This is a genomic window from Cryptosporangium aurantiacum, assembly GCF_900143005.1.
GTDB classification, from domain to species: Bacteria; Actinomycetota; Actinomycetes; order Mycobacteriales; family Cryptosporangiaceae; genus Cryptosporangium; species Cryptosporangium aurantiacum.
The window spans coordinates 144,687-168,934 of record NZ_FRCS01000001.1 but is presented as its reverse complement, the minus strand read 5'-3'; the positions used below and the strand labels follow the sequence as shown (position 1 = coordinate 168,934).

16 protein-coding genes are annotated in these 24,248 nt (G+C 72.0%); 8 read left to right on the top strand and 8 right to left on the bottom strand.

What is annotated here, in order from left to right:
• Positions 1 to 132 precede the first annotated feature (132 nt).
• Entirely contained in the window at positions 133 to 5,157 is a 5,025-nt protein-coding gene (locus BUB75_RS00685; RefSeq protein ID WP_143174969.1) for a hypothetical protein, read from the top strand.
• A gap of 78 nt (positions 5,158 to 5,235) precedes the next feature.
• Here the strand turns inward: BUB75_RS00685 and BUB75_RS00680 are convergent, their stop codons facing one another.
• The 4 genes from BUB75_RS00680 to BUB75_RS00665 form a co-directional block, all read right to left on the bottom strand.
• On the bottom strand, positions 5,236 to 6,012 hold the full coding sequence (locus BUB75_RS00680) for an alpha/beta fold hydrolase (protein ID WP_084740099.1): 777 nt from the start codon (positions 6,010 to 6,012) through the stop codon (positions 5,236 to 5,238).
• Between the two features lie 8 nt (positions 6,013 to 6,020).
• Positions 6,021 to 6,818, bottom strand: coding sequence for an alpha/beta hydrolase (locus BUB75_RS00675; protein WP_073252537.1), 798 nt, complete (start codon positions 6,816 to 6,818; stop codon positions 6,021 to 6,023).
• Positions 6,819 to 6,838: 20 nt separating this feature from the next.
• Complete coding sequence (locus tag BUB75_RS00670; RefSeq protein ID WP_073250347.1) at positions 6,839 to 7,135, bottom strand: hypothetical protein; 297 nt, start codon at positions 7,133 to 7,135, stop codon at positions 6,839 to 6,841.
• Between the two features lie 81 nt (positions 7,136 to 7,216).
• Positions 7,217 to 8,905: a 3-hydroxyacyl-CoA dehydrogenase family protein gene (locus BUB75_RS00665; protein WP_073250343.1), complete on the bottom strand. Its 1,689-nt coding sequence runs from the start codon at positions 8,903 to 8,905 to the stop codon at positions 7,217 to 7,219.
• Positions 8,906 to 9,119: 214 nt separating this feature from the next.
• Here BUB75_RS00665 and BUB75_RS00660 point away from each other — a divergent pair, with 214 nt between their 5' ends.
• A complete protein-coding gene (locus tag BUB75_RS00660; protein ID WP_084740098.1) occupies positions 9,120 to 10,643 on the top strand; it encodes an aldehyde dehydrogenase family protein in 1,524 nt (507 codons plus the stop codon).
• A 14-nt stretch (positions 10,644 to 10,657) separates the two neighbouring features.
• Here the strand turns inward: BUB75_RS00660 and BUB75_RS00655 are convergent, their stop codons facing one another.
• Positions 10,658 to 11,686, bottom strand: a complete 1,029-nt coding sequence (locus BUB75_RS00655; RefSeq protein ID WP_143174968.1) for an LLM class flavin-dependent oxidoreductase — start codon at positions 11,684 to 11,686, stop codon at positions 10,658 to 10,660.
• Between the two features lie 148 nt (positions 11,687 to 11,834).
• Here BUB75_RS00655 and BUB75_RS00650 point away from each other — a divergent pair, with 148 nt between their 5' ends.
• The 3 genes from BUB75_RS00650 to BUB75_RS00640 all read left to right on the top strand — a co-directional run bounded on the left by BUB75_RS00650 (position 11,835) and on the right by BUB75_RS00640 (position 16,457).
• The gene (locus BUB75_RS00650) at positions 11,835 to 13,937 is read left to right on the top strand and encodes a S9 family peptidase (protein WP_073250338.1); all 2,103 of its coding nucleotides are present in this window, start codon (positions 11,835 to 11,837) and stop codon (positions 13,935 to 13,937) included.
• A gap of 129 nt (positions 13,938 to 14,066) precedes the next feature.
• Positions 14,067 to 15,662 carry a methyl-accepting chemotaxis protein gene (locus tag BUB75_RS00645; RefSeq protein WP_218617207.1) on the top strand — a complete coding sequence of 532 codons (1,596 nt, stop codon included), beginning with the start codon at positions 14,067 to 14,069 and terminating at the stop codon, positions 15,660 to 15,662.
• A 66-nt stretch (positions 15,663 to 15,728) separates the two neighbouring features.
• Positions 15,729 to 16,457: an SGNH/GDSL hydrolase family protein gene (locus BUB75_RS00640; RefSeq protein ID WP_073250332.1), complete on the top strand. Its 729-nt coding sequence runs from the start codon at positions 15,729 to 15,731 to the stop codon at positions 16,455 to 16,457.
• Positions 16,458 to 16,514: 57 nt separating this feature from the next.
• On the opposite strand, the gene nucS is transcribed toward BUB75_RS00640, so the two are convergent.
• Positions 16,515 to 17,174, bottom strand: a complete 660-nt coding sequence (gene nucS / locus BUB75_RS00635) for an endonuclease NucS (RefSeq protein WP_073252533.1) — start codon at positions 17,172 to 17,174, stop codon at positions 16,515 to 16,517.
• Between the two features lie 115 nt (positions 17,175 to 17,289).
• Here nucS and BUB75_RS00630 point away from each other — a divergent pair, with 115 nt between their 5' ends.
• From BUB75_RS00630 to BUB75_RS00615, 3 genes are all read left to right on the top strand, one after another.
• Complete coding sequence (locus BUB75_RS00630; protein WP_073250327.1) at positions 17,290 to 18,705, top strand: DUF2252 domain-containing protein; 1,416 nt, start codon at positions 17,290 to 17,292, stop codon at positions 18,703 to 18,705.
• Between the two features lie 422 nt (positions 18,706 to 19,127).
• Entirely contained in the window at positions 19,128 to 19,784 is a 657-nt protein-coding gene (locus BUB75_RS00620; protein ID WP_073250324.1) for a DUF4126 domain-containing protein, read from the top strand.
• Between the two features lie 98 nt (positions 19,785 to 19,882).
• The gene (locus tag BUB75_RS00615; protein WP_073250321.1) at positions 19,883 to 20,908 is read left to right on the top strand and encodes an arginase family protein; all 1,026 of its coding nucleotides are present in this window, start codon (positions 19,883 to 19,885) and stop codon (positions 20,906 to 20,908) included.
• 8 nt (positions 20,909 to 20,916) lie between these two features.
• Here the strand turns inward: BUB75_RS00615 and BUB75_RS00610 are convergent, their stop codons facing one another.
• Together BUB75_RS00610 and BUB75_RS00605 are read right to left on the bottom strand one after the other, a co-directional pair.
• On the bottom strand, positions 20,917 to 22,923 hold the full coding sequence (locus tag BUB75_RS00610) for a protein meaA (protein ID WP_073250317.1): 2,007 nt from the start codon (positions 22,921 to 22,923) through the stop codon (positions 20,917 to 20,919).
• 213 nt (positions 22,924 to 23,136) lie between these two features.
• Positions 23,137 to 24,135: a LacI family DNA-binding transcriptional regulator gene (locus tag BUB75_RS00605; RefSeq protein ID WP_178379729.1), complete on the bottom strand. Its 999-nt coding sequence runs from the start codon at positions 24,133 to 24,135 to the stop codon at positions 23,137 to 23,139.
• Positions 24,136 to 24,248 lie beyond the last annotated feature (113 nt).

Genomic DNA, 24,248 nt, shown 5'->3' with positions numbered 1-24,248 from the left:
ACCACACGAACGGACGGCACATGGAACGATGTGTCGGTGGGCCTCATTAGCCAGGCGATTCCCACACCGGAGTTGCAGAGCGCCTGACCGCCGCCAAGGGGGTCCGGCTCGGAACGATGCGAGTATGACTGCATGTCGCAGGAGGACGGGCACGGCCTTCTCCCAGTGAGCGGCGGCGAACCTATGCCGTCGTTCGAGGTGGTGCTGCGCGGGTACGACCGACGTCAGGTCGACGACGCGCTGCGCCGCATGGAAGGCGAGGTGAGCGCGGTCGCGTCGGACCGCGACGCCGCATACGCGCGTTCGGACGCGTACGCCGCCCAGGTCGAGCGACTGCACACCGAGATCGACCGGCATCGTGGCGAGATCTACCACCTCCGGCAGCAGCTGGAGTACGCCGTCCGTAACCCGCACGCCGAGGTCAGTGCCCGCGTGCAGCAGATCCTCGACCTGGCGGAGGCCGAGGCCAACGAGATCCGCGCCACCGCTCAGAACGAGCTGGTCGGCGCGCGCAACACCGTCCAGCGCGCCGCTGCCGAGGCGGAGGCCGCCGCGCACCGCGTCCTCGACGACGCCGCCCGCGACGCCCGCGGTTTAATCCGCGACGCCGAACTCGAGGCGACCCGGCAGCGCGAAGAGGCCGAGCGTGAGCTCGTCGAACACCTCATCGGGCTGCGCGAGGAGATCGCCCGCGCGCAGGAGATCATCGACGAGAACGAAGCCGAGGCCCGCCGTCGAGCGGACGCCATCCTGCAGGACGCCGAGGAGCGCGCCACCGCGATCCCGGCCGACGCGGAGGCGTACGCCGAGGAGGTCCGCGGCGGGGCCGACGAGTACGCCGAGTCCACCCGCAGCGAGGCCGACGCCTACTCCTCGCGAACCCGCACCGACGCGGACGCCTATGCCAACCAGCTGACGACCGCAGCGAACGAGCGGCTGGCCGCCGCGGTCCATGCTGCCGAGGAGCAGGCCGAGGAACTGGCCGCCGAGGCCCGCGAGCTGGCCAACACGATCGAGGCGGAGGCCAGGGAGCGCGCCGACGCGCTGCTCGTGGAGGTCGAGGCTCGGCTCGCCGAGGCCGACCAGCGCATCGCGGACGCGGAGAAGACAGCCGCAGCGGCGATCAAGAAGGCCGACAACCACGCCGAGAGCATCGCCCGCGAGGCCGACGACTACGCGACCGCGACCCGCACCGGCGCCGACGAGTACTCGACCACCACGCGCCGAGAGGCCGACGACCACGCCGAGCGCGTCGCCCGGCTGGCCGACGACCACGAGAGCACGGTCCGGCTCGCCGCCGAGGAGTACTCGACCAGCACCCGCCGTGAGGCCGACACCTACGCGACGTCCACCCGCGCGGAGGCCGACGCCTACCGGGTCTCCACCCACGAAGCGGCCGACGAGTACGCCGCCACCACCCGGCGCGAGGCGGACGAGCACGTCGTCGCGGCCAACCGGAAGGCCGACGACCACGCCGAACGGGTTGCCAGGGAAGCCGACGACTACGCGAAGACGACCCGACGCGAGGCCGACGAGACCGCCACCCGGGTCACCTCCGAGGCAGCCGCGGAAGCGGCGAGGCTCACCGAGGAGGCCACCGCCGAGGCCACGCGGGTCACCGCCGACGCGACCGCCGTGGCGACCCGCCTGACCTCCGAGGCACAGCGGCGGGCGGACGAGCTGGTCGCCGAGGCCGAGGCCAGGCGGACCGCGCTCACCACCGAGGCCGCCGAGGAGGCGGCCCGGATCGTCACCGAGGCCGAGCGTGTGGCGTCCGCGCACACCGCGCAGGCCGACGAGCAGGTCCAAACCATGATCGACGCGGCCGAGCAGCAGGCCGCGCAGGTCACCCGCGAGGCCGACGATGCCGCGGCGACCGCCGTCACCCAGGCGCAGGAGCGGGCCCGCACGATCATCTCGGTCGCCGAGGCCCGTGCGCGCGACCTGGTCGGCACCGCCGAGCGGCGGGCCCAGGACATGGTCGCCGACGCCGAGCGGCGCGCGGCAAAGGTGCGCAGCGCCGGCGAGGAGAAGGCCGCGACGCTGGTGGCAGGCGCCGAGGAGCGGGCTCGGGCACTGCAGGCCGACGCCGAGCAGCGCGCCGAGGCCGTGCTGACCGAGGCGCACGAGCAGGCGGCCCAAGCCGCCGCCGATGCCGCCGAGGCGACCGCCGACGTGTTCCGGCGCGCCCGCGAGGCCGAGGACGCCGCGGCGACGGTCCGGTCGGACGCCGAGGCGGAGGCCACCCGCACGCTGGCGGAATCGGAGGAGAAGGCCGCCGCGCTCGTCCGCACCGCACAGGAGAAGGCGACCACGCTCCAGTCCCAGGCCGAGGAGCACGCCCGGAAGGCCGAGGACGACCGGGACGAAGCCGCCGAGGCGCTGCGCGAGGCCCAGGAGAAGCTGCACGTCGCCGAGCAGGAGGCCGCCACCACGGTGGCCGGCGCCAAGATGGTGGCGCGCCGCAAGGCGAACGAGCTGATCGAGGCCGCCGAGCAGAAGGCGACCGAGACGACGTCCACCGCCGAGGCGCTCGCGACCGAGACGATGAAGGCCGCCGACGACCACGCCGAACGGGTCGCCAGGGAAGCCGACGACTACGCGAAGACGACCAGGCGCAGCGCCGACGAGCACAGCACGAAGGTCCGCGGCGAGGCGGACAGCTACGCGTCGAAGACCCGGCGCGACGCCGACGAGCACGCGAAGCGGGTCCGCAGCGAGGTCGACACGCTCCGGGCCACGGCCGAGAAGAAAGCCGCCGACCTCACCGCGAAGGCGGAGGCCACCGCTGCGGCCTTGGTCTCGAAGGCGGAGTCCAAGGCTTCCAAGCTGCTCTCCGAGGCCACCCAGGTCGCGACCACCGCGACGACCGAGGCCGACGAGTACGCCGCGCGGGTTCACGCGGAGAGCGAGGAGCTGTCCCGGTCGGCGACCGAGGAGGCCGCGGCCAGGGCCGAGCGCATGATCCAGGAAGCGATCGCCGAGGCGGAGCGCATCACCGCCGACGCGAGCACCCGCGCCAAGCAGGTCGTCGAGGACGCCAGGACGCAGGGCGCGACGATGCGGCGGGACGCCGAGCTGCGCGCCCGGAACACCAAGGAGAAGGCCGGGCTCGAGGCGCACACCACGACGCGCAACGCCCGCGAGGAAGCGGAGAAGGTCGTCGCCGGGGCTCGTCGCGAGGCCGAGCGGTTGCGCGGCGAGGTCGCCGCGCTCATCGAGCGCCGCGACCAGATCAACGGTGAGATGAACCGGCTGCAGGACGCGCTGTCCGGCCTCGGCGGAGGTCTGTTCGCGAACTTGTCCGCGGTCACGGCTGCTGTCCCTCAGTCGGACGCGACGCCGCCTGCGCCGTCCGCCGAGGTGGCCACCAGCGACGAGGCGAGCGCGGACCCAACCGCCGCGAAGGCCGCCCCGGAGGCGGGCACCGCCTCGGCGGCGCCCGACGCCGAAGCACGCACCGCCGAGACGGCAAAGCCCGACGCCGACGCCCGCCCCACCGAGGCCGTGAGCCCCGACGCCCGCCCCGCCGGGGGCGCGAAGCCCGACGCCCGCCCCGCCGGGGGCGCGAAGCCCGACGCCCGCCCCGCCGGGGGCGCGAAGTCCGGCTACGAGGCACGCACCGCCGAGGCGGCGCTCGACGGCGAAAAGGGCGACGCCGACGCGCGCGCGGGGGCCGCGAAGCCCGGCTTCGACGCACGCACCACCGGAGCGTCGAAGCCCGACACCGACTCGCGCACCACCGGCGCTGCGAAGCCCGGCTACGAGGCACGGACTGCCGAGGCGGCGAAGCCCGACACCGGGCAGAACGGCGCCAGCACGGCCGCGAAGCCCGACGGCGAAAAGGCCGGCACCGACTCGCGCGCGGGGACCGCGAAGCCCGACGGCGAGAAGGGCGGCACCGACTCGCGCGCGGGGACCGCGAAGCCCGACGGCGAAAAGGCCGGCACCGATTCGCGCACCACCGGCGCTGCGAAGTCCGGCTTCGACGCGCCGACCGGCGAGGCGGCGAAACCCGACGCAGCGAAGCCTGGCGCCGAGTTACGCGCCGCGGGGACCGCGAAGCCCGACGGCGGCAACGCGGGCGCCAGGGCGAGCAGCGCGGGGACTGAGAAGTCGGCGGCCCACGAGAACGTCACCGCGCGTCAGACTGCCGGCGCCGACAAGGCCGAGCCCACCGGAACGGACAAGGCCCCCACCGCGCCGACGTTCGCCGACCCCGGCGAGGAGACCACCCCGGGCGCGCTGCGCACCATGGCGAGCGCCCGAACCAGCACGTCTGCCGCCGAACGTGGCTCGGCGGGCGGCGATGCTCCCTCCCCGGGCGGCAGCGCGGCCGGGCGTGAGTCCGCGGGGGCGGCGAACGGTGCTGCGCCGAAGCCCGGCGCCACGTTCGCCGCACGCAGCGGCACCGCGTGGGCAGGCCGGAGCGCCACCCTCACCGAGGCGGAGCAGACCACCGCCGGCTCGCACAAGCCTGCCCCGGGCGGTGATACGTCCGCCGTCGGCGGCGACAGGCCCCGGACGCTGCCACTGCAGCAGGCAAAGCAGCCGGAGGCGGACGCCCCGAGCGGCGACGCGACGAAGCACAGCAGCAACGGTAACTCCGGCGCGCCGAAGCCCGAGACGCCGAAGCCGGGGCCGCCGCGCCAGACGCTAGGCGCCCGGCTGGCCGCCAACCCGGTCCCCACGTCCCCGGCACGCCCGCCGCTGCCCCCTCCCCCGCCACCCACAGCAACCCCCGCCCCCACGTCGCCCACGGCCGCAGCACCCACGGCTGGGGCGACCACGGACGCGGCGCGCACACCCACGGCGCCCACGAGTGGAGCGACCACGGGCGCGGCGCGCACACCCACGCCGCCCACGGCCGCAGCGCCCACGGCTGGGGCGACCACCACCGGGGCGACCTCGGCTGCGGTGCCTCCGGCTGGAGCACCTGCGGCTGGAGCGACCGGGGGCTCGGGGCGTACACCGGCGGCGTCCGGGCCGGTGGCGTCCGGATCGCAGGAGGTACCCAACAGCGACGGGGACCGGCCGAACCGGCCGCGAGCCGGGTCGATGCTGGGCCTGGTCGACGACGACCGGGCAACGGTCGGCGTCGGACCGACCCTCGACCTCACCTGGCGCGCCGACCGCAGCGACGGCAAGCCCGCCTGACCCCGGAAGCAGATTGCATTTGGAAGGGCTATCACCCGCCTAAATGCAATCTGCTCAGCCAGGCGCGGCTAGGCGCGGCTAGACGCGGGCGAGCAACGTGCGGACGGCGCCGTCGAAGGCGGTGGGGTCCTCGACCGCGGTCAGGTGACCGGCGTGCGGGATCTCGACGACGCGCGCGTCCGGGAGCGCCTCGGCCATCGCGGCGACGTCCGCGTCGGTGATCAGCGCGTCCTCCTCACCGGCGATGATCAGCGCGGGAACGTCGGCGGCGCGCAGGACGTCGAACGAGTCGGCGCGCTTGGCCATCGCGTACTCCGCCCACGCCGCGGCCCGTGGTGGGGTGGCCAGGATCGCGGCCTTCACCGCGTCGGCGACCGCGGGCTTGGCGGAACGCGTCGTCTGGCCGAGCAGGTTGCCGAACACGTTCTCGACGAGCGTCTCGGCGGACTCGGTGTGCTCCAGCGCGTGCGCGATCCGGACTCGGTTCGCCGCGGCTCCCTCGGGGTCGGCGGCGGCTTTGGTGTTCGCGAGCACCAGCCCGCTCACCCGCTCCGGATAGCGCCGCAAGAATGCCATCGTGACGTAGCCGCCCATCGAGAGGCCGCCGAGCACTACGCGGTCGAGCTTGAGGTCGTCGAGCAGCAGCGCGAGGTCGTCCACCAGGACGTCCATCGAGGGTTCCTCGTCGCCCAGCGGGGAGTCGCCCCAGCCGCGCTGGTCCGGGGTGATCAACCGGCAGGTGTCGGCCAGCAACCAGTGCTGGGTCGCCCACATCGCCGAGGAGAGCGGGAACGCGTGCAGCAGCACCAACGGTGTGCCGTGCCCGCTCTCCTGGTACGTCAGCTCGACCGTCACAGGTCCCCCTAGTCTGCGTGCGGCTCCGGCCTCGGCACGTCCGCGAACGCGGCTACCGTCTGGTCGGCGTACTGGCTGGCGTCCCCAGTCTCTATCGGGCCGTCGTATTCACGTGGGAGCGGGACGCTATCAGGCGACACGATTCGCGCGACGATCTCGTCCAGCACTCGCTCGGCATAACCCACCCAGAGGTGTTTCGCACCGTCCACTGGAACGATTTCCAATTGCTTCAGCGGCGCAAACTTGGTCCGCGCTTCTTCCGGGCGAAGGAAGTCGTCGAACTCGGGGACGAGCGCGGTAACCGGCTTACCGGAGTCCGACCACACTGTCAGGTGCTCCGGGCGGCTGAAGCGGAGCGGCGGGGAGAGCAAAATCGCGCCGACGACCGACGGATCGCAGCCGTACATCAGCGTCAGGTCGGTGCCGAACGACCAGCCGAGCAGCCACGGGTTCGGAAGTTCCTCGAACTCGGCGTACTCGATCGCCGCGGCGACGTCGTACCGCTCGCCGACCGCGTTGTCGAACGTGCCTTCGCTGGTGCCGCGGGCGGACGTCGTACCGCGGGTGTTAAAGCGCAGCACGGCGACGTCGGCGAGCGCGGGCAGGCGCCAGGCGGCCTTGCGGAAGAGGTGGCTGTCCATCATCCCGCCGTGGGTGGGCAGCGGGTGCAGGCAGAGCAGCGTGGCGACGGGGGGCCGTTCGAGCGGGAGCGCCAGCTCGCCGACGAGCGTCAGCCCGTCAGCGGTGTGGAGCGTGATGTCCCGGCGATCCGCCGGCAGGACAGAGTTCGAAACGATGCGAGCCACGAATGAATCGTCGCACCCGGTCAGCGTCGGCGGCGGCGGGCCGCCCAACACGGGGAGTGCCAGTGGCGGCGGTCGTCGGGACTCGCCTGGCCGGCCCAGGAGCCGGCCTCGGGCCAGACGACGACGTGCGCGGTACCGGCGCGCACCTCCTGGTCGCACCCGGGGCAGCGGTACGTCTTGCCGGTGGCGCTACCGGCAAGGCGTCGCACGACCCACCCGTCCTCGACCGTGTCGACGACGGGGACGTAGGGGTCGCGCGGGTCGCGGTCGGCTTCCGGCCGACCACGACGCCGCGGACGATTGCTCCGTGGACTCACAACCAGAGAGCGTGCAACAGCCTCCCCGGGTTCCCGCCACCAGGGTGGTCGTAGAACCACGGACCTGGAGCGGGCCGTGCACTACTTCCGCGCGTAGTCGCGGAAGCCACGCTGGGACTTGCGGCCGAGGTAGCCGGCGGCGACCAGGTGTTCGAGCAGGGGCGACGGCACGAAGCCCGGCTCGTGGAACTCGGCGTGCAGCTCCTTCTGGATCGCCAGCGACACGTCCAGCCCGACGACGTCGAGCAGCGCGAACGGTCCCATCGGGTAGCCGAAGCCGAGCGTGACCGCGGTGTCGATCTGGTCGGCGTCCGCGTAGTGCGCGTCGAGCATCGCGACCGCGTCGTTGAGGTAGGGGAACAGCAACGCGTTGACGATGAACCCGGCCCGGTCCCGGCAGTCCACCGGGTGCTTGCGCAGCGTCCGGGTCACGGCGTGCGCGGTGGCCAGCACGTCCGGCGCGGTGGCCACCGTCGACACGATCTCGACCAGCTTCATCACCGGGGCGGGGTTGAAGAAGTGCAGGCCGACGACGTCCTGCGGCCGGGACGTCGCGGTCGCGCACTCGATGACCGGCAGGCTGGACGTGGTCGTCGCCAGCACGGTGCCCGGCTTGCACACCGCGTCGAGCGTCGCGAACAGCTCGCGCTTGACGGTCAGGTCCTCGACGATCGCTTCGACGACCAGGTCGACGTCGGCGAGGTCGTCGTGGGTGGCGCTGCCGGTGACCCGGCCCAGCACCGCGTCCCGCTCGTCCTCGGCGAGCTTGCCCTTCGAGACGGCGCGGTCCAGGGACTTGGTCAGCGCGGCGAGCACCTTCGCGCTCTTGTCGTCGCTGCGGGTCACGTACGTGACGTCGTACCCGGCCTTGGCGAACACCTCGATGATGCCGGTGGCCATGGTTCCGGAGCCGACGACGCCGACCTTCTGCACGGTCCGGACGATGTCGGCGTCGGCAGTTCCGGCGCTCGAATCAAGAACCGGCGCGCCGTCCACGTAGGTGTAGAAGCCGCGGCCGGACTTCAGGCCGAGTAACCCGCCGGCGATCATCTGCTTGAGCAGCGGCGCCGGCGCGTGCCGCCGGTCCCCGCTCTGCGCGAACAAGGCGGTGAGCACGTCGAACGTGGTGTCCAGCCCGATCCGGTCGACGACAGCGAGCGGACCGAACGGCAGTCCGCAGCCGAACCGCATCGCGGCGTCGACGTCGTCGCGGGTGGCGTAGCCCGACTCGACGAACGACACCGCCTGGTTGAGGTAGGCGAACAGCAGCGCCGAGGTGATCAGCCCGGGCCGGTCGCCGACCGTCAGCGGGTTCTTGCCGAGCCGCTCGGAGAGCAGCGTGGCCGTGTCGTCGATGACGTCCGGGTCGGTGAACACCGTCCGGACGACCTCGACCAGCGGGGTCGCATCGACCGGCGCGGCGAAGTGCAGCCCCAGCACCCGGTGCGGGTGGGCGGCTGCCACCGCCAGCTCGGTCACCGACAGCGCCGAGGCCGCGGTGGCCAGCACCGTATCCGGTCGCACCACCGCACCAAGGTCGGTGAACACCCGCTGCTTGAGCTCGAGCCGCTCGGGGACCGCCTCGATCACCAGATCGGCGTCCGCCAGAGCGTCCAACGAATCGGACACCGGCACGCTCACCCGGGCCCGAGCCGCTTCGTCCGTGTCCACGCCGATCACCTCGAACCCGGCGCCGGCGAACACGTCCGCGAGGCCCGCCCCTACCGTTCCCAGACCGACGATTCCGATTCGCGCGAAGTTCCTGGACACGGTCGCCCTCCCTATAGCTGGCCGTGGAGTGGGCCGAGTCTGGCATACCGATCAGTAACTTAGGCCGGAGCATGGTCCGCATCACACCGCTTGCGGGTCTCTGCCCCCATCTGAACCGAGTCACCTGGGTTACTCGTTAGTAAGTTTCCCCCTACCAGTGGGTCGCCTGAGTCCTAGACTCCGGACAACCGCCCCACTTCCGCAGGAGGTCCCGATGACCGTGGCCGAGCAGACGTCACGCCCCGGCACCCCGACGTTCGTCGACGGCCACCTGGTGTCGTCGAGTCCGGCTACCGGCGGGGAGGTCGGCCGGATTCCGGTCACCGACCCGGACGCTGTGCGGTCGGCGGTCGAGAAGGCCCGTGCCGCGTCGGCCTGGTGGGCCGCGCTCGGGTACTCCGGACGCCGGACACGGCTGCTGGCCTGGCGGGCGCTGATCGTGCAGCGGATGGACGAGCTCGCCGACCTGATGCACCGCGAGAACGGCAAGCCGTCCGACGACGCGATGCTGGAAGTGCTGATCACCGTCCACCACCTGGACTGGGCGGCGAAGAAGGCCGCGAAGGTCCTCGGGCCGCGCCGGGTGCCGTCCGGCCTGCTCGCGGCCAACATCGCCGCGAGCCTGGAGTACGCGCCGCTCGGCGTGATCGGCGTGATCGGCCCGTGGAACTACCCGGTCTTCACGCCGATGGGCTCGATCGCGTACGCGCTGGCCGCGGGCAACGCCGTGGTGTTCAAGCCGAGCGAGTACACGCCGCTGATCGGCCAGTGGCTGGTCGACACGTTCGCCGAGGTCGTGCCCGAGCACCCGGTGTTCGTCGGCGTCTACGGCGGCGGGGAGACCGGTGCCGCGCTGACGACCTCGGGCGTGGACAAGATCGCGTTCACCGGCTCCACCGCGACCGGCAAGAAGATCATGGCGGCCGCCGCGCAGACGCTCACGCCGGTGCTGATCGAATGCGGCGGCAAGGACCCGCTGCTCGTCGACGCCGACGCCGACCTGGACGCCGCCGCCGACGCCGCGGTGTGGGGCGGGATGTCCAACGGTGGTCAGACCTGCATCGGCACCGAGCGGGTCTACGTCCACGAGGCCGTGTACGAGCCGTTCCTGGCCAAGCTGACCGCCGCGGCCAAGAACGTCACGCCGGGCGAAGCGCCCGACGCGCTCTACGGGCCGGCGACGATGCCGTCGCAGCTCGACGTCATCCGCCGGCACGTGGACGACGCTCTCGCCCGCGGCGGCAAGGCCGTGGTCGGTGGCGCCGAGTCGGTCAGCGGGCCGTTCGTCGGGCCGGTCGTTCTCACCGACGTGCCGGAGGACTCCGCTGCCGTCCAGGAGGAGACGTTCGGGCCGACGCTCACCGTCAGCAAGGTGCGGGACATGGACGAGGCCGTCGAGCGTGCGAACGGCACCTCGTACGGGCTCGGCGCCGCGGTGTTCTCGAAGCGGCGCGGCGTCGAGCTGGCGCGGCGGATCCGCTCCGGGATGACCGCGGTGAACTCGGTCATCTCGTTCGCGAGCGTGGCGGCGCTACCGTTCGGCGGTGTGGGTGACTCCGGGTTCGGACGGATCCACGGCGAGGACGGCCTGCGGGAGTTCACCCGGCCGAAGGCGATCGCGCGTCAGCGCTTCGCGCTGCCGCTGGCGATCTACAGCTTCACCCGCACCGATTCCACGAACTCGTTGCTGGCCCGCACGATGAAAACCCTCTACGGCAAGGGCGCGCCCAAGCGCTGAGCCCACTCACTGCGTCATTCGGACGCCGGGCCGCGGACGCCCAGCTCGGCGGCGAGGAGTTCGTAGCTGCGGGTTCGTTGGGCGTAGCTCGGGGTCGGCGTCGCGACGATGAGTTCGTCGGCCTCGGTGTCCTCCACGAGCGCGCGGAGCCGGGTCGCCACCACCTCGGGCGACCCGGCGTTCAGCCGGCCCGCCATCTGCTCCCGTGCCGCCGGGTACCCCGACGAGGCCGCGAACTCCTTCAGCTCCTCCGGCGAGATCGGCCCCAGCCGCCCGGACCGCAGCTTCGCCATGTTCAGCGTCCAGTACGCCTCGAACTCGGCGACCTCGGCGGCGTCCTCGCTCGCGAACGCGATCGTCGAGACGCTGCTCCGCGGCGCGTCCAGGAACTCCGAGGGCCGGAAGTCGCGGCGGTAGGCCCGCAGCACCGGCCCCGCCAGCTCCGGGTTGATCTGGTGCGCGAAGCTCGCCGCCAGCCCGTTCACCGCGGCGAACCGTGCGCCGTAGTCGCTCGACCCGAGGATCCACAGCTCCGGCATCCCGGGCACGGCCGGCGTGGCCTGCACCGACCGGAACGGGTGGTCGTCCGGGAACGTGTCGGTGAGGAACGCCAGCAGTTCGCCGGTCAGCTGCGGAAACTCGTTCCCCATCACCTTCTGCTCCGAGCCGCGCAGTGCGAGTGCGGTGAGCCCGTCGGTGCCCGGCGCCCGTCCCAGCCCGAGGTCGACCCGGCCGGGGAACATCGCCTCCAACGTGCGGAACGTCTCGGCGACCTTGAGCGGCGCGTGGTTCGGCAGCATGATGCCGCCCGCCCCCACCCGCAGCGTGCTGGTCGCCGCGCCGACCCGGGCGATGAGCAGCTCCGGGGCCGTGCAGGCGAGCGTCGGGCTGTTGTGGTGCTCGGAGAACCAGATCCGCCGGTAGCCCAGCCGCTCGACGGTCCGGGCCAGCTCGACGCTCCCGTCGATCGCTTCGGTGGCGGTGCCGCCGTACGGGATCCCGACGAAGTCGAGCACGGACACGGCGAGTTCGCTGTCAGCCATGCTCGTTTCAACCGCCCCCATCCGGAGACATTCCCCGTTTGCGCGTGTCGAAGGCACGCGACATTCTGACCTGGAGCCCGTCGAGGGCGGGGCTCGCTTGGCAGCGTCGTCCTCGGCGGGCCGCGCACCTACCGGATACGGTGCGGGCATGACCACCCCCGAGCCGCTCACTCCCCCCGTCGCGAAGCGCGTCCCGTTCGTTCGGACCCACCACGGCGACGAGGTCGTGGACGACTACGCCTGGCTGGCCGACCGGGACGATCCCGACACGATGGCGTATCTCAACGCGGAGAACGCGTACACCGAGCAGGTCACCGCTCACCTGACCGGCCTGCGCGAGACGTTGTTCGACGAGATCAAGCGGCGCACGCAGGAGACCGACCTGTCGGTGCCCAGCCGTAAGGGCGACTGGTGGCACTACAGCCGCACCGAGGAGGGCAAGCAGTACGGCATCCACTGCCGCCTGCGCGCCGAGCCGGGTCAGCTGACGCCCCCCGAGACCACGGACGGCGCCCCGCTCCCCGGCGAGGAAGTGCTGCTCGACGAAAACGTGGTCGCCGGTGAGGAGGCGTTCCTCTCGCTCGGTGCGTTCGACGTCAGCCCGGACGACCAGCTGCTCGCGTACTCGACCGACTTCGCCGGCGACGAGCGCTTCACGCTGCGGATTCGCGACCTCGCGAGCGGCAAGGACCTCTCCGACGAGGTCCCGAACACCTCGTACGGCACGGCCTGGTCCGCCGACGCGACCGAGCTGTTCTACCTGACGGTGGACGACGCGTGGCGTCCGCACCGGGTCTGGCGGCACACCGTCGGCACGCCTGCCGACCAGGACACGATGGTCTTCGAGGAGCCGGACGAGCGGTTCTGGGTGGGTGTCGGCCTCTCCCGCAGCGAGGCGTACATCGTCATCCAGGCCAGCAGCAAGACGACCAGCGAGGTCCGTGTCATCGACGCGACGGCCCCGCGCAGCGAGCCCCGGCTGATCGCGCCCCGCCGCGACAACGTCGAGTACTCGATCGACCATCAGGCGGCCGGGCCGAACCGTCCGGAGCGTTTCCTCGTCCTGCACAACGACGACGCGGAGAACTTCGCGCTGGCCACCGCCCCGGTCGACGCGCCGTCCGAGTGGACGCCGCTGATCCCCCACGACCCCGCCGTGCGGCTGGCCGACGTCGACGCGTTCGCCGGCCACGTCGTCGTCCACCTGCGTAAGGACGGCCTCACCGGGCTGCGCGTGCTCACCGAGGGTGAGCCCGATCGCGACCTGACGTTCCCGGAGACCGTCTACACGGTCGAGCCGTCCGCCAACCCCGACTACTTCGCGACGCAGTTCAGGCTGCACTACACGTCGCTGGTGACGCCGGACTCGGTGTTCGACTGCGACCTGGCGACCGGCGAGCTCACGCTGCGGAAGCGCCAGCCGGTGCTCGGCGGGTACGAACCCGAGCTGTACGAGCAGCACCGCGAGTGGGCGACGGCGCCCGACGGCACCCGGATCCCGATCTCGCTGGTGGCCCGCAAGGACACCCCGCGCGACGGCACCGCGCCGTTCCTGCTGTACGGCTACGGCGCCTACGAGATCAGCATCGATCCCTGGTTCTCGGTCGCCCGGCTCTCGCTGCTCGACCGTGGATTCGTGTTCGCGGTCGCCCACGTGCGGGGCGGTGGTGAGCTGGGCCGCCGCTGGTACACCGAGGGCAAGCTGGGCCACAAGAAGAACACGTTCACTGACTTCGTCGCGGCCGCTCGAGCGGTCGTCGACGCCGGCTGGACCTCGAGTGACCGGCTGATTGCCCGCGGCGGCAGTGCCGGGGGGCTGCTGATGGGTGCGATCGCGAACCTGGCTCCGGACGCGTTCCGGGCCATCGTCGCCGACGTGCCGTTCGTCGACGCGTTGACGTCGATCCTCGACCCGTCACTACCGCTGACCGTGACCGAGTGGGAGGAGTGGGGCAACCCTCTGCACGACCCCGAGGCGTATGCGTACATCCGTTCGTACGCCCCGTACGACAACGTCGAGCCGCGGACGTACCCGTCGATCCTCGCGCTCGCCGGGCTGAACGACACCCGGGTGCTGTACCACGAGCCGGCCAAGTGGATCGCGAAGCTCCGCGCGGTCGGCGCCTCCGACGTGCTGCTCCGCACCGAGATGGGGGCGGGGCACTCGGGGCCGAGCGGCCGCTACGACGCCTGGCGCGAGGCTGCGTTCGCGACCGCCTGGATCCTGGACGTGGTCGGCGCGGGCGACTAACCGACGCACGGGGCGGCGGGGCACGCCCGCTACCAGCCCAAAGGCTCAACTCGCCGCCCGTGTCGCCGACAGAAGAACGAGATGCAGGTCACTCCCGGCCGCATCCCTGGACCTGTCGAGGCGGCGCTCGTGTCTGCGGTGGCCCGGATGTTCCGGGGGTTCCAAGACCTCCGGATGGCAGTGAAGCTCGGTGTGTTGATCGTCATCGCGGTCGCCTGCGCTCTTGTCGTCGGCGTCATCGGCCTGCGCTCGCAGACCCGGCTGACCGACCAGGCCGACGAGGTGCGGGCGCTGGAGGTCGCGAAGGCCGCGCTCAACCACCTCGACACCCGCAACGCCGAGCTGAAGGTCGACGGCTACCGGGCGCTGATCGAGACCGACGACCTCGACAGCGTGAGGCAGGACGCCAGCGACGACTCGGCCTCGATCGACGAGGCCGTCGCCGCGGTGGAGGCCGCCGGGCTCCCGGCGAACCTGCGGACGCAGTTCGAGGCGATCAAACCCGACCTCGAGACGTTCAAGACGACGGTGACGACGCTGGTCGACACCGCGGGGACGAACTACACCGCGGCCCGAGCGAACGAGGGCCAGATCGCGGAGAAGAACCACGTCGTCGACGATCAGCTGGAGGCGCTGCACGAGGCAGTGGACGCCGCGATCACGGCCGGGCAGGCCGAGATGGAGAACACCTCCGACGGCGCCACCCGGGACGTGCTGATCGCCGAGGTGATGGCGCTGATCCTCCTGCTGTTGGTCGCGATCCCGATCGCCCGCGGCATCACCCGGCCGGTCGCCAGGATGCGTGCGGTGCTCGACGGACTGGCCGGTGGTGACCTGACCGGCTCGGCCGGCATCACCAGCCGGGACGAGATCGGCCAGATGGCGACTTCGCTGGACGCGGCGACTGCGAGCATCCGCGAGGTGCTGGACGCCGTCGGCACGAACGCGACCGCGCTGACCCGGTCGTCACAGCAGCTCTCCGAGGCCAGCACGAGCATCGCGGATGCCGCCGACGACACCAACAGCCAGACCACCGTGGCGTCCTCGGCGGCCGACGAGGTCGCCCGCAACGTCAACTCGGTGGCCGCCGGCGCGGAGGAGATGGGCGCCGCGATCGGTGAGATCGCCCGCAACACGACCGAGGCGGTCGGGGTGGTCGCCACCGCGGTCGACGAGGCCAACCAGGCGACCCGCACGGTGGAGCGGCTCGGTACGTCCTCGGCGGAGATCGGCGAGGTGCTCGGGCTGATCACGTCGATCGCCGAGCAGACCAACCTGCTCGCTCTCAACGCGACGATCGAGGCGGCGCGGGCGGGCGAGTCCGGAAAGGGCTTCGCCGTGGTCGCGAACGAGGTCAAGGAGCTCGCGCAGGAGACCGCGAAGGCTACTGAGGACATCGGGACCCGGGTCGCCGCGATCCAGCAGGACACCCGCAGCGCGGTGGAGGCGATCAGCCGGGTGGCCGAGGTGATCGAGCGGATCAACGAGTACCAGGCCACGATCGCGAGCGCGGTCGAGGAGCAGAGCGCGACCACACAGGAGATGAGCCGCAGCGTGGCCGAGGCGGCCAGCGGCGCCGACGTGATCGCGACGAACATCAGCGCGGTGGCCACCGCGACCGCCTCGACCACGCAGGGCGTCGAGCGAGCCAAGGAGGCCGCCGCGGAGCTCGCGGAGATGTCCTCTCAACTGCGCGGAATGATCGGCCGCTTCGTCACCCGGTAGCTTGTTCACCTTCACGTGTCACACTGCCGCTCGCTGAACGGATGGTGAACGCCAGGAGGAGCACGGATGACACAGCCGGTCGGACGCCTGCACGCTGCGATCTCGCGTCGGATCCCCCACCTGCCGGACGCGGCGGGGCCGCTCGCCGGCTCGATCCCCGACGGCGACGGGCCGCCGCTGTCGGTGTTGTTCGTGGGTGACTCGTCGGTGGCCGGCGTCGGCGCAGGTCACCACGGTGAGGCGCTCGCCGGCCAGTTCTCTGCCGCGTTGGCCGAGCAGGCGGGCCGGCCGGTGGCGTGGCGGGTACTCGCCCGCAGCGGCGACACCGTCCGGGGCATCACCGCGCTGGTCACCGCACATGCCGAGGAACTCGACGCCGACCTGGTCGTGCTCTCCGCGGGCACGAACGACGCGCTGCGTCTCCGGCGCCCGTCTGCCTGGCGGGCCGACGTTTCGATCCTGGTGGACGCCGTCCGCGAGCGGCTCGGGCGGCCGGTGCCCGTCCTGCTGGTGGGCATTCCGCCCGTGCATCGGTTCGGGTCGCTGCCGCGGCCGATCCGCTGGTCGATCGGCGGGTACGCGATGCTGCTCGACCGGCAGCTCGCGCGGCTCTGCGCGGCTCGCCCCGATCTCTGTCACCTGACGGTCGGCGCGCTGCCCACCGACACGTCCGCGTTCTTCTCGATCGACCGGTTCCACCCGAGCCCGACGGGTTATCGCGCCTGGGCCCGCCTGTTGGCCGCCTCAGCGTCCGCGTTCGTGCTAGAAACCGCGCTGCTCACAGCGTCCGCGTAGCCGCGGTTGCAGTTGAAGCGCCGCCAGGCGCGCGCACTCGCTTGAACGTGGAGCCCGCTAGAACAGCTTGCCGTCGGAGTCGTCGATGCCGCGGAGACCGTCGTAGTCGAGGGTGACGCAGCGGATGCCGCGGTCGGCGGCGAGCACCGAGGCCTGGGGCTTGATCTGCTGGGCCGCGAAGACGCCGCTCACCGGCGCGAGCAGCGGATCGCGGTTCAGCAGCTCCAGGTACCGCGTGAGCTGCTCCACCCCGTCGATCTCGCCGCGCCGCTTGATCTCCACCGCGACCGTCCCTCCGGACGCGTCCCGGCAGAGGATGTCGACCGGGCCGATCGCGGTCGGGTACTCCCGCCGGATCAGCGTGTACCCCTCGCCGAGCGTCGTGATGTGCTCGGCGAGCAGACGCTGCAGGTCGGCCTCGACCCCGTCCTTCACCAGGCCGGGGTCGACGCCGAGGTCGTAGCTGAAGTCGTGGAGCACCTCGTCGATCGTGATGCGCAGTTCTTCGCCCGCTTTGTTCACCACCGTCCAGACGCCGGGCTGTTCTTCCAGCCGGCACGGCGGGCTCATCCAGTTCAGCGGCTTGTAGGCACGGTCGTCGGCGTGAATCGACACCGACCCGTCGGCCTTGACGAGCAGCAACCGCGTCGCGGGCGGGAGATGAGCGGTGAGTCGACCGATGTAGTCGACCGAGCAGCGGGCAATGACCAAGCGCACGGCGAACGACACTAGGCCATCAGCTGCGCCGACGCCCGCCCGCCCGGGAAGTCGGGACCCGGACATGGATGCAGCTGCCAACGGAACCAGCGCTACCGTCGAGGGTGTGAGTGCGATGCCCGAGAACGACGCCACCGGTCCGAGATTCTCCAGCCACGTCTTCGGGACGTGGACCGACCCGCTGGAGGTGCATGCGGCAGGGGCGGCGCTCCGTGAGAAGACGCCGGTCAGCGCCTGCGCGGAGTACGTCCGGCGGTCCGACCGCCCGGATCCGGTCGCGTTCGTCGAGGCCACGAACGAGGGCCGGGTCGACGATCTGATCGCGCTGCGAGTCGGTCGGATGGCCGCATCGCCGTTCGCGTTCCTCCGCGGCAGCGCCGGTCTGATGGCGGCCGACCTGGCAGGCACCCCGACGTCCGGCGTGGCGGCGTGGATCTGCGGTGACGCGCACGCATCGAACTTCGGGCTGTACGCCTCGCCCGAGCGTCGTCTGGTGATGGATGTCAACGACTTCGACGAGACCGTCGTCGGGCCGTGGGAGTGGGACCTCAAGCGGCTCGCCGCGAGCCTCGTCGTCGCCGGGCGCGAGGCGGGCGTGGACGAGGAGAAGGCGCGCACGGCCGCGTCCGACGCCGCCCGCATCTACCGGGCCGCGCTCCGCGAGCAGGCCGGGATGCCGATCCTCGACGCGTACTACCAGACCACCGACGAGAAGACCGTCGAGCACTTCGACGTCGAACAGCTCGGCGAGGTGTTCAAGCGGATCGGCAAGAAGGCGCGGAAGAACACCAGCCGCCGGGTCGTGGAGAAGTTCGGGGAGCGCGCCGAGACCGAGCACTGGCGGTTCATCGACGCCCCGCCGATCCTCACCCACGTCGACCGGGCCGCGGAGCAGGCGGTGCTCGACGGGCTCGAGGCCTACGCCGAGGGCTGCCTGGACGACGAGCTGCGGGCGCTGCTGTCGCGGTACTCGGTGACCGACATCGCGCACCGGGTGGTGGGGCTGGGCAGCGTCGGGCGGCGCAGCTACATCGTCCTGCTGCACGGCAACGGCGACGACGCGCTGGTCCTACAGGTGAAGGAGGCGGGCCCGTCCGCGCTGGCACCGTACGTCGACGCAACACCGTACTCCCACAACGGCGAGCGCATCGTCCGTGGTCAGCGGTGGATGCAGACGGTCAGCGACATCCTGCTCGGCTGGACGACCGTCGACGGGCGCCCGTTCCTGGTCCGCCAGTTCCGTGACATGAAGGGCAGCATCGAGCCCGCGATGCTCAAACCGAACCAGCTGGACGACTACGCCCGCGTGGTCGGTGCGGTGCTGGCCCGGTCGCACGCCCAGTCGGCCGATCCGCGTCTGCTCGCCGGTTACGTGGACGGTGCGACGAGCCGTACGCCGGGTGGCGCCGGGTTCGACGAGGCGATCGCCACGTTCGCGGTCGCGTACGCCGACCAGACCGAGGCTGACCACGCGGCGCTCGTCGGTGCGGTGAAGGCCGGCCGCCTGCCGGCGATCTTCGAAACCGACTGAGCGCCCGTCGCGTCGACAGGGCGCGTCCGGCGTGCCAGGCTCGTGCCCATGGTCACCGGAACGCCCGATCCGATCCAGATGCACGGTCGCGTCCCTGCGATGCGAGGGCCGGAGCCCGCGCAGAGCCGGGTGCCGCCGATGCCGGTGCCCGGCCCGCCGGTGCCGCCGCCTGCCCCCGCGCCGGTACCGGTACCGCCCGGCCCCGGCCCTACTCCGGGCCCTGGGCCCGGACCGGTGCCGCCGGACCCCGAGCCGCAGCCCAGCCCGGACCCGGTCCCCCCGCCGTCCTAGGTTGCATGAACCTGGAGCCCGTCCAGAGCGGCGCTGCCGATCGGGCGGAAGGGCGCCGCGCATAGGTCGTACTCAAGTCCTTTCGCCCGCTCGGCAGCGTCGTTCTGGACGGGCCGTGCAATCGTGGACATGTGTTTGAGCTGCTGACTGGGACCGGCCTCGCCGCGTCGTCCGGTCTCAACGCCTACATTCCGCTGCTGACGCTCGGTGTGCTGTCGCGGTACACCGACACGGTCAGCCTGCCCGCCGGCTGGCAGTGGCTGGACAGCGGCTGGGCGTTGGTCATCCTCGCCGCGCTGCTGGCCGTCGAGATGATCGCGGACAAGGTCCCGATCGTCGACTCGCTCAACGACGTCGTGCAGACCGTCGTCCGCCCGACGGCGGGCGGCCTCGCGTTCGGAGCCACCGCGACGTCGGACGCGGTGACCGTGAGTGACCCGGACAGCTTCGTCTCCGGCGGACAGTGGGTGCCGATCGCCGTCGGTGTCGTCCTGGCCCTGGTCGTCCACGCCGCCAAGGCCACGGCGCGACCCGCGCTGAACACCGCTAGCGGTGGTACCGCGGCGCCGGTGGTCAGCGTGTTCGAGGACGCGGCCAGCCTCAGCCTGTCGCTGCTCGCGCTGCTGGCCCCGATCCTGGTCATCGTCGCGCTCGCGGCGATGGTCGGGTTCTTCTGGTGGGCGGCTCGGAAGGTTCGCGCGCGCCGACGGCGCAAAGCCGAGAGTCGCGCCCGGAAGAACCCGTTATCTCAGAGTGCCGCGATTCCGACACGGAAGTCACTTAGGTAACATTTCGGGCCACGCCATTCCTCCAGGTGTAGCCGGAGCCTGGGGAACGTGTCACGGTCGGGTACCGGGGAGACCGGGCACGACCGCAGGGGGGTCCGATGGAGATCGACATCGTCAGTGTGCCGTTCAGCGCGACCGGTCGCGCTGGTGGCGCGGCCGCCGCGCCGGCCGCCGTCCACGCCCAAGGGCTGATCGGACGGATGCGCTCGGCGCTGCCGACCGGATGGACCCCCTTCGAGACGGCGCCGGTCGTCGGCGGTGAGCGGTCGCTGATTCGCAGCGCGGAGACCGGACTGCTGAACGAGCCGGCGCTGGCCGCGATGATCGACGGTGTCGCCGACGCGGTCTCCGCCAGCCACACCGACGGGCACTTCCCGCTGCTGCTCGGCGGCGACAACCCGATCCTGCTGGGCGGTCTCGTCGCCACCGGTCACCGATCGGACGGCCCGGCGGGGTTGCTGGTCCTGTCCGGCCGGGAAGCCGCCTGGCCGCCGGACAAGTCGCCGACCGGCCTGGCGTCCGACTGCACGATCGGGTTGGCACTGCTCGCGCAGACGAACGCCGTGCTCTCCAACGGGCTGTCCCGCCGCCTACCGCTCGTCCCGCCGGGCGCGGTCGCGGTGCTCGGTGCCCGCGACGGCGCCGAGCTGGCCGCGGCCGGTATCCCGTCGCTGTCCGGCAGCATCCTCGTCCGGTCCGACCAGGACCTGGGCGCGGTCGGGTCGCCACCCGCCACCGGTCCTACCGTGGCGCGTCATGCGATCGACGCGATCGAGCACATCCGGCGCACCACCGACAGCTGGTGGCTGCACGTCGACCTGACCGTGCTCTCGACACGCGCCCTGCCCACCGTCGACAGACCGTTGGCCGGTGGCCTGAGCTGGGACCAGCTGACCGCGCTGACCCGGGCCGCGCTGTCCACACCCGGGCTGGTGGGGTGGAGCGTCACCGGGTACGACGCCGACTACGACCTGGACCGGACCAGCGCAGCCCGCCTCGCGGACTACCTGCTCGCGTCGGTCGGCGCGCTGCCACCGGCCGGCGCCAACGGCGCGGTCCGCCCGGCGTCCGCTCTGGACTCTCTCACCGGGACGCCGTCACCGCAGACCGTCGCGAGCCCCTGATCCAGGCCTCAAGCGGAGTGGACCTCATCGATCACCGTCACGATCTCGTCCATGATCTCGTTCAGGCCGTAGTCCTTCGGCGTGAACACCCGCGCGACCCCGGCCGCCTTCAGCATCTCCGCGTCGTCCTCCGGGATGATGCCGCCGACGATGACCGGCACGTCGGTGAGCCCTTGCGCGCGTAGGCCCTCGATCACCGACGGCACCGCGAGCGCGTGCGCTCCGGAAAGAATCGACAGGCCGACGACGTGGACGTCCTCGGCGACGGCGGCGGCCACGATCTGCTCCGGCGTGAGCCGGATGCCCTGGTAGACGACCTCGAAGCCAGCGTCCCGGGCGCGCACCGCGATCTGTTCCGCACCGTTGGAGTGCCCGTCGAGGCCCGGCTTGCCGACCAGCATCCGCAGCCGCCCGCCGAGCCGCTCGCCGGTGAGCTTCACCCGCTCCCGGAGCGCGGTCAGCGCGTCGGCGGTCTCCGCTCCGGGGTGCGACGCGGACGCCGCCGAGACCCCCGTCGGTGCCCGGTACTCGCCGAACACGTCCCGCAGGACGTCCGCCCACTCCCCGGTCGTGACGCCGGCCCGCACGCAGGCCAGCGTGGGCTCCATCAGGTTGGTGCCGTTCTTCGCGGCGTCGGCCAGCGCGGTCAGCGTCGCGTCGACCGCGGTCTGGTCGCGTTCGGCCTTCCAAGCCGCGAGCCGCTCGCACGCCGCTGCTTCGACGCTCGCGTCGACGGTGAAGATCGCCTTCTCGGTTCCGCCTCCCGCCGTCAGCGGGCTCGGCTCGGTCTCGGTGTATTTGTTGACGCCGACGATGACGTCCTCGCCGGACTCGACCCGGGCGCGCCGCTCGGCCAGCGAGCGCACCAGCTCGCCCTTCATGTAGCCGGACTCGATCGCCGACACCGCACCACCGAGCTCCTGCACCCGGGCGATCTCCGCGCGGGCGCCCTCCATGATCGACGCGACCTTGGCCTCGACGACCGTCGAGCCGTCGAAGATGTCGTCGTACTCCAGCAAGTCGCTCTCGAACGCGAGCACCTGCTGCATACGCAGCGCCCACTGCTGGTCCCAGGGCCGGGGCAGGCCGAGCGCCTCGTTCCAGGCGGGCAGCTGGACGGCGCGCGCCCGCGCGTTCCGGGAGAGCGTGACGCCGAGCATCTCCAGCACGATCCGCTGGACGTTGTTCTCCGGCTGCGCCTCGGTGAGCCCGAGCGAGTTGACCTGGACGCCGTACCGGAAGCGGCGGTGCTTGGGGTTCTCCACGCCGTACCGCTCACGGGTGATCTCGTCCCAGAGCTGGGCGAACGCCCGGAGCTTGCACATCTCCTCGACGAACCGCATCCCGGCGTTGACGAAGAACGAGATGCGCGCGACGACGTCGCCCATCCGCTCCTGCGGCACCTGGCCGGAGTCGCGCACGGCGTCCAGGACGGCGATCGCGGTGGAGAGCGCGTACGCGACCTCCTGCACCGGCGTCGCACCGGCCTCCTGCAGGTGGTACGAGCAGATGTTGATCGGGTTCCACTTCGGCAGGTGGACGACCGTGTGGGCGATCATGTCGGTGATCAGCCGGAGGCTGGGCCCGGGCGGGAACACGTAGGTGCCCCGGGACAGGTACTCCTTGATGATGTCGTTCTGGGTCGTACCGGTGAGATCCGCGAGGTCCGCGCCCTGCTCCAGTGCCACCGCTTCGTAGAGCGCGAGCAGCCACATCGCGGTGGCGTTGATCGTCATCGAGGTGTTCATCCGCTCCAGCGGGATGCCCTCGAAGAGCGCACGAGCGTCGCCCACGTGCGAGATCGGCACGCCGACCTTGCCGACCTCGCCCCGGGCCAGCTCGTGGTCGGGGTCGTAGCCGGTCTGCGTCGGCAGGTCGAACGCGACCGAGAGACCGGTCTGCCCCTTGGCCAGGTTGCGGCGGTACAGCGCGTTGGACGCGGCGGCCGACGAGTGGCCGGCGTAGGTCCGCATCACCCACGGGCGGTCGCGCTCCGGCGAAGACGGGTACGGCATCGGGCACCTCCGGCGTCGGTGCGGGGAATTCTACTGGCGAGTAACACGGAAGTACCCATGACGCGCGCCACACAATGCCGGGTGAATCGAACAAGACGGGCCCGCCGCGGGCCACGCCGCCGCGGGCCGCCGGGCCGCGCCGCGCGCCGCGGGCAACGCGGGGTGACGCGAAAGTGGGGTCTAAGCGCGGCTTAGAGCCCGGTTTCGCGTCGATCAGCGGGCGAGGCGGCGGGTCGACGCCCGAGGCATCAGCCGGTAGGGCATCTCGACCTCGGTGTGCGGGTCGGCGCGCCCCGCCATCACGTCCAGCAGCAGCTCGGCGCACCGGCTGCCCAGCTCACGGGGCAGCGTGTCGAGCGCCGTGATCGACGGATCGGTGAGCTGCAGCGTCGTCGAATCGGTGCAGTTCGCCAGCAGCAGGTTCTCCCCCGGCCGACGGCCCAGCTCCCGCAGCGCGGGCAGCATCATCGCCGCGCCCTCGGTCGGCGCGCAGACCACCGCGTCGGTCTCCGGGTGCTCACGCAGCAGGTCACCGACGGTCGCCGCCAGCTCCGGCGTCGTCGGCACGAAGTTAACGTCCCGCACCGGACCATCGATTCCCCGCGACGCGCACCAGTCGTCGAACCCGCGCCGGATCCGCGCCGCCCAGTCGGTGCCCGCAGCCGGGACAAGCAGCGCGGGCCGCTGCGCGCCGGCTGACGCGAGATGGTCGAGCAACTCGCGGACCGCGGCGTCGTGCGGCGTCCACACCACGCCACCCGGGTCCGGACCGTCGACCGCGTGCTCGGCGCTGACGACCGGCAGTCCGGCGTCCAGCAGACGGCGGGCGAACGGGTCGCCGGCCAGCGGGTCGCTGACGATCAGCCCGTCGGCGCGGGGTACGCGGCGACGCCCACTCCCGCCGAACACCACCGTGACGTCGTACTCGCTCGGCGCCATCCGCTCGAGCACCCCGAACACGAACAGCATGTAGAACTGCGAGCGGGTCGGCGTCTCCGGCAGGTACAGCGCGATCGTCTCGGTCGTCGACTTCCGCAGCCTGCGCGCGGCCTGATTCGGCACGTACCCCAGCTCTTCGGCGGCCGCCAGCACCGCCGCACGGGTGTCCGGCGAGACACGGCCGGTGCCCGACAACGCGTCCGACGCCGTGGTTTTACCGACGCCGACCCGACGGGCAACGTCGTGCAGCGTGGCAGCTCGGGCCCTCGTCACGGGCGCCATCGTAGGCGACGCTCGATCCCGGCCAGTTTGTTCGCACCCACGTAAAAGTCCGGTAACCCATCTAGCGCCGGCACCGGCGTACCCCCTAGTCTGCGGCTGCCGGA

Coding starts and splice junctions, on each gene's coding strand:
- BUB75_RS00685 (WP_143174969.1), top strand. CDS start 133: ATGTCGCAGGAGGACGGGCACGGCCTTCTCCCAGTGAGCGGCGGCGAA.
- BUB75_RS00660 (WP_084740098.1), top strand. CDS start 9,120: ATGACCGTGGCCGAGCAGACGTCACGCCCCGGCACCCCGACGTTCGTC.
- BUB75_RS00655 (WP_143174968.1), bottom strand. CDS start 11,686: ATGGCTGACAGCGAACTCGCCGTGTCCGTGCTCGACTTCGTCGGGATC.
- BUB75_RS00650 (WP_073250338.1), top strand. CDS start 11,835: ATGACCACCCCCGAGCCGCTCACTCCCCCCGTCGCGAAGCGCGTCCCG.
- BUB75_RS00640 (WP_073250332.1), top strand. CDS start 15,729: ATGACACAGCCGGTCGGACGCCTGCACGCTGCGATCTCGCGTCGGATC.
- BUB75_RS00630 (WP_073250327.1), top strand. CDS start 17,290: ATGCCCGAGAACGACGCCACCGGTCCGAGATTCTCCAGCCACGTCTTC.
- BUB75_RS00615 (WP_073250321.1), top strand. CDS start 19,883: ATGGAGATCGACATCGTCAGTGTGCCGTTCAGCGCGACCGGTCGCGCT.
- BUB75_RS00610 (WP_073250317.1), bottom strand. CDS start 22,923: ATGCCGTACCCGTCTTCGCCGGAGCGCGACCGCCCGTGGGTGATGCGG.